This is a genomic window from Phenylobacterium sp., assembly GCF_030645195.1.
In the GTDB taxonomy this organism is placed as follows: Bacteria; Pseudomonadota; Alphaproteobacteria; order Caulobacterales; family Caulobacteraceae; genus Phenylobacterium.
Genome location: NZ_JAUSLW010000225.1, coordinates 1 through 9,476, shown reverse-complemented (window position 1 = coordinate 9,476; position 9,476 = coordinate 1). Strand labels below are relative to the sequence as shown.

At 68.6% G+C, this 9,476-nt stretch carries 9 protein-coding genes; 4 read left to right on the top strand and 5 right to left on the bottom strand.

All coding sequences use genetic code 11. The features are described 5' to 3' along the window. Window positions 1–271: 271 nt before the first annotated feature. Window positions 272–640: a hypothetical protein gene (locus Q7T09_RS20120; RefSeq protein ID WP_304702021.1), complete on the top strand. Its 369-nt coding sequence runs from the start codon at window positions 272–274 to the stop codon at window positions 638–640. Between the two features lie 42 nt (window positions 641–682). Here the strand turns inward: Q7T09_RS20120 and parE are convergent, their stop codons facing one another. The 5 genes from parE to Q7T09_RS20095 all read right to left on the bottom strand — a co-directional run bounded on the left by parE (window position 683) and on the right by Q7T09_RS20095 (window position 6,192). Further along, window positions 683–2,722, bottom strand: coding sequence for a DNA topoisomerase IV subunit B (parE, locus tag Q7T09_RS20115; protein WP_304702020.1), 2,040 nt, complete (start codon window positions 2,720–2,722; stop codon window positions 683–685). Between the two features lie 118 nt (window positions 2,723–2,840). Beyond that, complete coding sequence (locus tag Q7T09_RS20110) at window positions 2,841–4,034, bottom strand: aminoglycoside phosphotransferase family protein (RefSeq protein ID WP_304702018.1); 1,194 nt, start codon at window positions 4,032–4,034, stop codon at window positions 2,841–2,843. Then, window positions 4,031–4,279 (bottom strand): DUF3297 family protein, encoded by a 249-nt coding sequence (locus Q7T09_RS20105; RefSeq protein ID WP_304702016.1) that lies wholly within the window; start codon window positions 4,277–4,279, stop codon window positions 4,031–4,033. Before Q7T09_RS20105 ends, Q7T09_RS20110 begins: the two co-directional genes overlap by 4 nt. A gap of 124 nt (window positions 4,280–4,403) precedes the next feature. Beyond that, the gene (gene glnA, locus Q7T09_RS20100) at window positions 4,404–5,813 is read right to left on the bottom strand and encodes a type I glutamate--ammonia ligase (RefSeq protein ID WP_304702015.1); all 1,410 of its coding nucleotides are present in this window, start codon (window positions 5,811–5,813) and stop codon (window positions 4,404–4,406) included. 40 nt (window positions 5,814–5,853) lie between these two features. Further along, entirely contained in the window at window positions 5,854–6,192 is a 339-nt protein-coding gene (locus tag Q7T09_RS20095) for a P-II family nitrogen regulator (protein ID WP_304702014.1), read from the bottom strand. Between the two features lie 234 nt (window positions 6,193–6,426). Between Q7T09_RS20095 and Q7T09_RS20090 the strand changes: the two genes are divergently transcribed. The 3 genes from Q7T09_RS20090 to Q7T09_RS20080 all read left to right on the top strand — a co-directional run. Beyond that, window positions 6,427–7,962, top strand: a complete 1,536-nt coding sequence (locus tag Q7T09_RS20090) for an acetyl-CoA acetyltransferase (protein WP_304702013.1) — start codon at window positions 6,427–6,429, stop codon at window positions 7,960–7,962. An 8-nt stretch (window positions 7,963–7,970) separates the two neighbouring features. Continuing rightward, window positions 7,971–8,540 (top strand): histidine phosphatase family protein, encoded by a 570-nt coding sequence (locus Q7T09_RS20085; RefSeq protein WP_304702012.1) that lies wholly within the window; start codon window positions 7,971–7,973, stop codon window positions 8,538–8,540. 10 nt (window positions 8,541–8,550) lie between these two features. Next, on the top strand, window positions 8,551–9,476 hold a 926-nt coding region (locus Q7T09_RS20080), incomplete at its 3' end, for an NAD(P)H-hydrate epimerase (protein WP_304702011.1).

The following is a 9,476-nucleotide window of genomic DNA, read 5'->3' as shown; positions in this document are numbered from 1 at the left end:
CTGGAGCGTAGCGGGCGATAGGCCCAGTTCAGAAAATTCGGTCATCAGTTGCAATGTGGGCGGGAACGCGCCCGAAAAGGAGGCATGCGAAACCCGGGCGGCGCGGACGGCGATCGTTGCGCGCGGCGGAAGATAGGGGCTGCCGCCTTCAAGTCAACGCGTTAGGCGGCCGACAGGTTCAACTCACTTGCATCTCCCGGGCTCAACAGGGAAGTATCGCCCCAAGTCCGCCCAAGACGCGGACAGCTAGCTGCAATCCAGGGAGAACCAGATGAAGCCTATCCTAACCCTCGTCGCGACCGCCGCGGCCATGGCCTTCGCCACCCTCGCCCAGGCCGGACCTATGGACGGCGCCTATGGAAACACCGTCGTGGTGGACTACGGCAACAACGCGGTGGCCAAGATTTTCGTCAATGCCGACGGCAGCTACGGCCTTACCCAACCTGATGGCGTCACCGCCAAGGGGACCTGGGCTGTGTCGGGGGGGCAGACCTGCTTCACCCAGACCGATCCGGCGCCGGCGGCCGGCGTCACACCGTCCTGCAGCGCCACGGTCGACGGCAAGGGGCCTGGCGACAGCTGGACCAGCACGGGCCAGGGCGGCGCGCCGGTAAAGGTCTCCATCGTCGCCGGACGCTGATCGGATCCACTTGGAGCGGGGCCGGTCGAGACCGGTCCCGTTTCAGGTCCAGTCCAGATCGGCGGTGGCGAACTCGGCGTTTTCCTGGATGAAGCGGAAGCGGGACTCCGGCTTGCGGCCCATCAGGGCCTCCACCAGATCCTCCACCGCCTCCTCGGAGCGGGGCAGGGTGACCCGAGCCAGGATCCGCTTCTTGGGGTCCATGGTGGTTTCCTTGAGCTGGGCCGGCATCATCTCGCCCAGGCCCTTGAAGCGGCCGATCTCCGGCTTCTTGCCTTTGAACTCGGTGGCCAGCAGCTCCTCGCGGTGGGCGTCGTCGCGAGCGTAGATAGTCTTGCCCCCGTGGCTCATTCGGTAGAGCGGGGGCAGGGCGAGATAGAGCCGCCCGGCCCGGATCATGTCGGGCATGGTCCGATAGAAGAAGGTGATCAGCAGGCTGGCGATGTGGGCGCCGTCGACGTCGGCGTCGGTCATGATCACCACGCGCTCGTAGCGCAGGTCCTCTTCCTTGAACCGCGATCCGGCCTGGACGCCGAGCGCCAGCATCAGGTCCGAGAGCTCTTTGTTGGCCCCCATCTTGTCGAGGGTGGCCGAGGCGACGTTCAGGATCTTGCCGCGCAGGGGCAGGATGGCCTGGGTGCGGCGGTCGCGGGCCTGCTTGGCCGAGCCGCCGGCGGAGTCGCCCTCCACCAGGAAGATCTCCGCCCCGTCGATGGCGTTGGCCGAACAGTCGGCCAGCTTGCCGGGCAGGCGCAGCTTGCGCGTCGCCGAGGCCCGCGCCACGTCCTTGTCGCGCCGGCGCTTCAGCCGCTCCTCGGCCCGCTCGATGACGAATTCCAGCAGGGCGCTGGCGGCCTTGGGCTGGGCGGTGAGCCAGTGGTCGAAGGGGTCGCGGAGCGCATTCTCCACCAGGCGCTGGGCGTCGCTGGAGGACAGCCGCTCCTTGGTCTGGCCCTGGAACTCGGGATTGGAGACGAAGACGCTCACCAGGCAGCCGGCCTGGGAGACCACGTCGTCGGCGGTTATCACCCCGCCGCGCTTCTCGCCGGTCAGTTCGGCATAGGCCTTCAGGCCCCGGGTGAGGGCCGCCCGCAGGCCGGCCTCGTGGGTCCCGCCCTCAGGCGTCGGCACGGTGTTGCAGTAGGACTGCATGAAGCTGTCGGCCTCGCCGAACCCCGCCGGGGTCCAGGTGACGGCCCATTCCACCTTGCCCGCCTCGCCCTTGCGCTCGTAGCGCCCGGCGAAGGGTTCGGGGGTGACGGTCTCGATGCCCTTGACCCGCTCGGCCAGGAAGTCGGCCAGGCCGTTGGGGAAGCGGAAGACAGCCTCGGCCGGGGTCTGGTCCTGGATTCGCGAGGGATCGCACTTCCAGCGAATCTCGACCCCGCCGAACAGATAGGCCTTGGACCGCGCCATCCGGTAGAGCCGGGCGGGCTTGAAGGCCACGCCCTCGCCGAAGATCACGGGGTCGGGGGCGAAGGCGATATTGGTGCCGTGCTTCTTGGTAGCGCCCAGCTTCTCGATGCCGCCGATGGCCTTGCCGCGGCTGAAGGCCTGGCGCCATTCGAACCCGTCCTTGAAGGCGGTGACCTCGACGCGTTCGGAGAGCGCGTTCACCACCGAGATGCCGACCCCGTGCAGGCCGCCGGAGGTCTCATAGGCCTTGCCGGAGAATTTCCCGCCTGAGTGCAGGACGGTCATGATCACTTCCAGGGCCGATTTGCCCGGATGCTTGGGGTGCGGGTCCACGGGGATGCCCCGACCGTCGTCCTTGACCGTCAGCGTCCCCTCGGCGTCGAGGATCACCTCGATGATCTTGGCGTGGCCGGCGACGGCCTCGTCCATGGAGTTGTCCAGCACCTCGGCGAACAGGTGGTGCAGGGCCCGCTCGTCGGTGCCGCCGATATACATGCCCGGACGCTTGCGGACGGGCTCCAGCCCCTCCAGAACCTCGATGTCCTTGGCCGAGTAGCCGCCGGTGATCGCCGGGTCGGGGCGCGGCTCATGGCTCTCGGCCAGCGGCGCGGCCGGGGCGGGATTGAGGGCGTCGTCGAACAGGGAAGCCTGGGGCTTGTCGGGCATGGGCGGAAACTGGATCGATTCGATGGGGGCTCGGTATGAATCGCCCGCCGGTCGAATGCAATGGACGCGCCGCGTTGACGCACCAAGCCTGGGGACAAGCGGATGACCGCCGAGCCTCCTAGCCGCCCGCGCGCACCAGGGCCGCCGTCCGGGTCAGCCAGTCTGCGGGATCGGCGGCGTGATAGGGGTGCTCGGCCGGCTCGATCCGATCGAGGAAGCCCTGATAGATCACCGCCTGGCGCGCCGCGGCGATGGGGGCCAGCAGGGTGAGCGCCCGGGCGGGGTCGGAGCCGGGCGCCGCCTCGCGCCAGCGCGCGAGCCAGACGGCGCGGACGGCCTCGACGGCCTCGGCCGGAATTCGGTCGAGGAAGGCCGAGCTGTCCAGCAGTGGATGGCCCAGTCCGCTATCGCCCCAGTCCAGCAAGGTCAGCTTCTCCCTCTGGCCCCGCAGATTGCCGGGGTGGAAATCGCCATGCGCCAGGGTGTCGGGCAGGCCGCAGGCCGCCAGGTCGGCGAACCGTCGCGGCAGGTCGGCGACGAAGGCCGCAAGGGCCCCACGATTCTTGGTGGAGAGCTGCGGCGCGGTGCGCTCGAACACCGTCCCGATCGCCTCGGTCAGGGCCGGCGCGCGCCAGTCGGGCAGGCCGAGCGCCAGGAGTTCGCCTTCCCGGCCGATCCACCTGGACTGAATCCCCACCAGCAGGTCGACCATGGCGAACAGCCGGTCGACCTCGGCGCCGTACATGTCCTGGCCGGGGATCTCCGCCATCAGCATCCGGCCGCCCTCGTGGCCCAGCAGGGTCGGCACGGCCTCGCCGGCCAGGGCGGCGATCAGGGGCGCCTCATGGGCGAAGAAGGGAGGCGTGGCCTTCAGCCAGACCGTCTGGCCGGCCACCGGCAGGCTCCAGAGACTGGAGAGGTTCCAGGTTCGCACCTGGCGTGGCGGGCCGACGAGGCTCAGGCCGCGTTCGGCGAGCGTCGTCTTGGCCCAGGCCAGGTCGGCCGCCGGGCCGCCGAATCTGGCGTAGGCGTTGCGCAGGGGCTGCTCGTCCAGGACGCCGTCCCAGGGCTCGGCGGGAACCGCCTGCGGGACCTCGGCCAGGTAGGTGACCTTGACGGACTTGGTGTTGGCGGCCACCTCCAGCACGCGCAGGACGGTGATCTCGATCCCGTGGGCCTCGCGTACGGCCTCAACCACCGGGGCGATGTCCTGCCACCAGGGGGTGGCGACCGCCAGGGCGGGGAGGGCGCCGCAGACTTCGCCGTCCGGGGTAGCCAGGATCAGGCGCGCCCAGCGCGGCGGCGGGGTCACGTCTCGGGGATGTCGCGGAAGTAGGGTTCGACGGGCCCCTGCAGCTTCACCGTCATGGCGTTGCCCTTGCGGTCCACCGTGGCGCCCACCGACAGGCGCACCCAGCCCTCGCTGACGCAGTACTCGTCGACATTGGTCTTATCCACGCCCTTGAACCGCACGCCCACGCCGCGTTCCAGGACGGCGGCGTCGTAATAGGGGCTGTTGGGGCTGATCGCGAGGCGGTCGGGGGGCGTGTCGGACATGTCTGGGCCTTGAGCTTGGTGGAAGCCGTGGCTCCCTTGGGCCGGGTGATAGCCGCAACGCTCGCAAAGCAAAAGGGCCGGAGATCGCTCTCCGGCCCTTGGCTAGGTGTGGCTCAAGCGCCGATCAGCACTTGTAGTACATCTCGAACTCCACCGGGTGCGGGTGGAGGGCCAGGCGCATGACCTCTTCCATCTTCAGCTCGATATAGGCGTCGATGAACTCGTCGCTCATCACGCCGCCGGCCTTCAGGAAGCCGCGGTCCTTGTCGAGGTTCTCCAGGGCTTCCTTGTGGGAGCCGCAGACTTCCGGGACCTTCTTCTGCTCCCGCGGCGGCAGGTCGTAGAGGTTCTTGTCCTGCGGCGCGCCCGGGTCGATCTGGTTGATGATGCCGTCGATGCCGGCCATCAGCAGGGCGGTGAAGGTCAGGTAGGGGTTGCCCATCGGGTCGGGGAAGCGGGCTTCCAGACGCTTGCCCTTGGGGCTGTCCACGTGCGGGATGCGGATCGAGGCCGAGCGGTTGCGGGCCGAATAGGCCAGCTTCACCGGGGCTTCGTAGCCGGGCACCAGACGCTTGTAGCTGTTGGTGGTGGAGTTGGAGAAGGCGTTGATGGCCTTGGCGTGCTTGATGATGCCGCCGATGTACCAGAGGCACATCTGGCTCAGGCCGGCGTACTTGTCGCCGGCGAACAGGGGCTTGCCGTCGCCCCAGATCGACTGGTGCACGTGCATGCCCGAACCGTTGTCGCCGAACATCGGCTTGGCCATGAAGGTGGCCGTCTTGCCGTAGGCCGCGGCCACGTTGTGGATGACGTACTTGTAGAGCTGCAGACGGTCGGCCATGACGATCATGGTGTCGAACTTCAGGCCGAGCTCGTGCTGGGCCGGCGCCACCTCATGGTGGTGCTTTTCGGGCTTCATGCCCAGTTCGCCCATCACCGCCAGCATTTCGCCGCGCAGGTCCTGGGCCGAATCGATCGGGTTGACCGGGAAGTAGCCGCCCTTCGGACCCGGACGGTGACCCATGTTGCCTTCGGCATATTCCTTGGCGGAGTTGCCCGGCAGTTCGATGGAGTCATAGGAGTAGCCGGTGTTGTTCGGCTGCACCGACCACTTCACGTCGTCGAAGATGAAGAACTCGGCTTCGGGGCCGAAGAACACCGTGTCGCCGATGCCCGAGGCCTTCACGAAGTTCAGGGCCGCCTTGGCGATGGAGCGCGGGTCGCGATCGTAGGGGGTGCCGGTGTCGGGGTTCACGACGTCGCAGAACAGGCAGAGCGTCGTCTGCTGGTAGAAGGGGTCGATGTAGGCGCTGTCCAGGTCCGGACGCAGCTTCATGTCGCTCTCGTTGATGGCCTTCCAGCCGGCGATCGACGAACCGTCGAACATCGTGCCGTCGTTCAGGAACTCATCGTCCACCAGGTCGATGTCGAAGGTGACGTGCTGCATCTTCCCGCGGATGTCGGTGAAGCGCACGTCGACGTATTTCACGTCCTTCTCTTTGATTTCGTTCAGAATGTCCTTGGCGGTCGCCATAGTCGTAATCCCCTTGCAGATGTCTCGATAGGCTAAAGTCTTAGACGGCCGCGGCGCCCGTCTCCCCGGTGCGGATCCGCAGAACGTCGATGATTTCCGACACGAAGATCTTGCCGTCGCCGATGCGCCCCGTGCGCGCGGCGCCGATGATGGATTCAAGCGCGGCCTCGAGCTGGTCGTCGGCCACGACCACCTCGATTTTGATCTTGGGCAGGAAGTCCACCACGTACTCCGCGCCGCGATAGAGTTCGGTCTGGCCCTTCTGACGGCCATAGCCCTTGGCCTCGAGCACGGTCATGCCCTGCACGCCGAGTTCCTGAAGGGCTTCCTTCACCTCGTCGAGCTTGAACGGCTTGATGATCGCTTCGATTTTCTTCATGGCCCGACTTGGTACTCAAACAGCGCCGCCCCAGCGGCTGCCGGCTACGAGCACGCTCCGACGTGGGGCGACAAGGGGGCGCCCGCCGAGGGTTGCGCGGTGGCGGATGGGAATTGGCGAATGTCTATTTTCTCATCAGGAGCTGCGCAAGAAATAACCACCGCCGGAATCGCCTTTGTCGGCGGCGCTCGGGCGCCTAGGATCGCCGCTCAAGTTCGGGCGGAGGCGTGTGAGATGGACGACAGGACCCCAGTTCTTATCGGAGCGGGCCAATTCACCTATCGGGGAGATGCCGGCGCTTCGCCGTCCCCGACCCAGCTGCTGAAGATTGCGGCGGATCGCGCGGCGGCCGACGCCGGGCTGGGGCCCGAGGCCCTGGCGGGCCTCGACGGCCTGGCCGTGGTGGGCTTCACCATCGATGCGCCGGGGGGCGGGCGTTTGGTGCCGCACTCCACCAATCCGCCGGCGACGCTCGCCAAGCGCCTGGGCGCCGATCCCCGCTGGGCGGTCTATTCCCACATGGGCGGCAACAGCCCCCAGCAACTGATCAACATCGCCTGCGAGCGCATCGCCCGCGGCGACAACGAGATGACCCTGGTGGTGGGTTGCGAGTTCCTGGGGTCGGCCACCAAGCGCCTGACCAAGGGCCTGGGCTTCGCCGACTGGGACGACGCCGAGGAACTGCCGGAGCCGGAGCGTATCGGCGATCCGCGCCCGGGCTCCACCCCCTACGAGAACCGCCACGGCCTCGGCCGCCCCATCAACGTCTACCCGCTGTTCGAGAACGCCCTGCGCGCCCGCGACGGCCGCTCCATCCCCGACCACCAGAAGCAGATGGGTGACCTCTTCGCCCCCTTCACCCAGGTGGCGGCCAAGAACCCCGAGGCCTGGTTCCCGGTGGAGCGCTCCTCGGAGGAGCTGATCACCGTCACCGACCGCAACCGCATGGTGGGCTTCCCCTACACCAAGTACCTGAACGCCATCATGGAGGTGGACCAGTCGGCCGGGGTCCTGGTCTGCAGCCTGAAGAAGGCGCGCGAACTCGGGGTTTCGGAGGACAAGCTCGTCTATCTGCACGGCTGCGCCGACGCCTATGACCTGTGGTTCCCCATCGACCGCCAGAACTACCATTCCAGCCCCGCCATGCGCCTGACCGGCCAGCGGGCCCTGGAGATGGCCGGGGTCAGCCTCGATCAGATCGGCCACATCGACCTCTATTCCTGCTTCCCGGTGGCCGTGGAGATCGGCGCCGAGGAGCTGGGCCTGAAGCTCGACGACCCCCGAGGCCTGACCGTCACCGGCGGGCTGCCCTATATGGGCGGGCCTGGGAACAACTACGCCATGCACTCCATCGCGGTGATGATGCAGCGCCTGCGCGAGCATCCCGGCGACTGGGGTCTGGTCACCGCCAACGGCTGGTTCCTCACCAAGCAGTCCACCGGCGTCTATTCCACTCAGGCCCCCGCCAAGCCCTTCGACCGCCAGGATCCCAAGGTGATCCAGGCCCAGATCGACGCCCTGCCGCATCCGACTGTCATCGAACAGCCGCAGGGCAAGGCCACCATCGAGACCTACACCGTGGTCCATGGCCGGGAGGGCTATATGCTGGGCATCGTCGTGGGCCGGGATTCCGAGGGCCGCCGCTTCGTGGCCCAGACCCCCGGCGACGAGGCCACCCTGCGGGATCTGGAATCGCGCGAAGGGGTGGGCCGCACCGGGGCCGTCAGCCAGATCGACGACGGCCAGAAGAACCTGTTCATCCCAGACTGAGATCCCCCATGTCGCGACTTTATCTGATCCGCCACGGCAAGCCGGCCGCCGTCTGGGGCGAGGCCGATGACGATCCGGGCCTGGACGCCGCCGGCAAGGCCCAGGCGCAGGCCGCCCGCGATGTCCTGCTGGCGCTGCCGGAGCACGAGCGGCCCACCAGGGTGGTGAGCTCGCCCCTGCGCCGTTGCCGGGAGACGGCCCAGCCCACCGCCGAGGCCCTCGGCGTCGAGATCGAGATCGACGCCTATGTGGGCGAAATCCCCACCCCCAAGGGCCTCACCGCCGAGGAGCGGCCGCCCTGGCTGCGCGAGGTGTTCCAGGGTCGCTGGCGGGATGTGAAGGGCGATCTGGACTACGACGCCTGGCGTCGGGACGTGGCCGCCTCGCTCAAGGCCCGGGCTGGGACCGCGGTGTTCAGCCACTATGTGGCGATCAATGCGGTGATGTCGCAGCTCGCCGGCGACGAGCGCGTTCTGGTCTTCCGTCCCGACCACGCCTCGATCAGCGTGCTCGAAACCGACGGAAACACCTTGCGTCTGGTGGAGCAGGGGCGAGAAGCCTCCACCGGAGTTCTCTAGTTCCAGGAGTATGCGCGTGCGGCCGATCCTCACCGTCAGCGAGATGGCCGCCGCCGACGCCGCGGCCATCGCGGCCGGAACCCCCGGCCAGGTGCTGATGGCCCGCGCCGGCGCCGCCGTGGCCGACGCCATCAGCGAGCGCTTCCCGCCGCGGCCCACCGCCGTGCTCTGCGGCCCCGGCAACAATGGCGGCGACGGCTATGTCGTGGCCCGCCTGCTGGCCGAGCGGGGCTGGGAGGTCTGGGTCGAGCGCCTGGCCCCGCCGGTCACCCCCGACGCCAAGGCCGCAGCAGCGCTGTGGACCGGCGAGACCATCGAGGCCGGCCAATCGCCCCGGGAAGCGGAACTCTATGTCGACGCCCTGTTCGGCGCCGGCCTGGCCCGGGCCCTGGACGGGGAGGCCGCGCGCCTCTCGCGCCTCTGCGAGCGCATGCCCGAGCGCGTCGTGGCCATCGACATTCCCAGCGGCCTGTCGGGCGACACCGGCCGCCCCCTGGGCGACACCGCGTTCCGCGCCGCCCTGACCGTCACCTTCCACGCCAAGAAGCCGGTCCATGTGCTGGAGCCGGGCGCCAGCAGCTGCGGCGAGGTGGTGGTGGCCGACATCGGCCTGTCCGCCGGGGGCGCGACCCTGCTGGAGAACACCCCGGAGCTCTGGCTCTCGCGGTTTCCCTGGCCGGTGGTCAGCGCCCACAAGCACGCCCGCGGCCGCCTGGTGGTGGTGAGCGGCGACGCCTGGAGCACCGGCGCCGCGCGCCTGGCCGCCCGCGCCGGCCTGCGGATGGGGGCGGGCCTGGTGACCGTGCTGTCGCCCACCGACGCGCTCTCGGTGAACGCCGCCCATCTCGAGGCGGTGATGCTGCGCCCCTTCGAGACCGAGGTTGAGCTGGAGCAGATCGCCGCCGACGTCGACGCCGCGGTCATCGGCCCGGCCGC

Bases quoted from the DNA above. Each gene is read 5' to 3' on its own strand.
- Q7T09_RS20120 (WP_304702021.1), top strand. From the start codon at position 272: ATGAAGCCTATCCTAACCCTCGTCGCGACCGCCGCGGCCATGGCCTTC.
- parE (WP_304702020.1), bottom strand. From the start codon at position 2,722: ATGCCCGACAAGCCCCAGGCTTCCCTGTTCGACGACGCCCTCAATCCC.
- Q7T09_RS20105 (WP_304702016.1), bottom strand. From the start codon at position 4,279: ATGTCCGACACGCCCCCCGACCGCCTCGCGATCAGCCCCAACAGCCCC.
- glnA (WP_304702015.1), bottom strand. From the start codon at position 5,813: ATGGCGACCGCCAAGGACATTCTGAACGAAATCAAAGAGAAGGACGTG.
- Q7T09_RS20095 (WP_304702014.1), bottom strand. From the start codon at position 6,192: ATGAAGAAAATCGAAGCGATCATCAAGCCGTTCAAGCTCGACGAGGTG.
- Q7T09_RS20090 (WP_304702013.1), top strand. From the start codon at position 6,427: ATGGACGACAGGACCCCAGTTCTTATCGGAGCGGGCCAATTCACCTAT.
- Q7T09_RS20085 (WP_304702012.1), top strand. From the start codon at position 7,971: ATGTCGCGACTTTATCTGATCCGCCACGGCAAGCCGGCCGCCGTCTGG.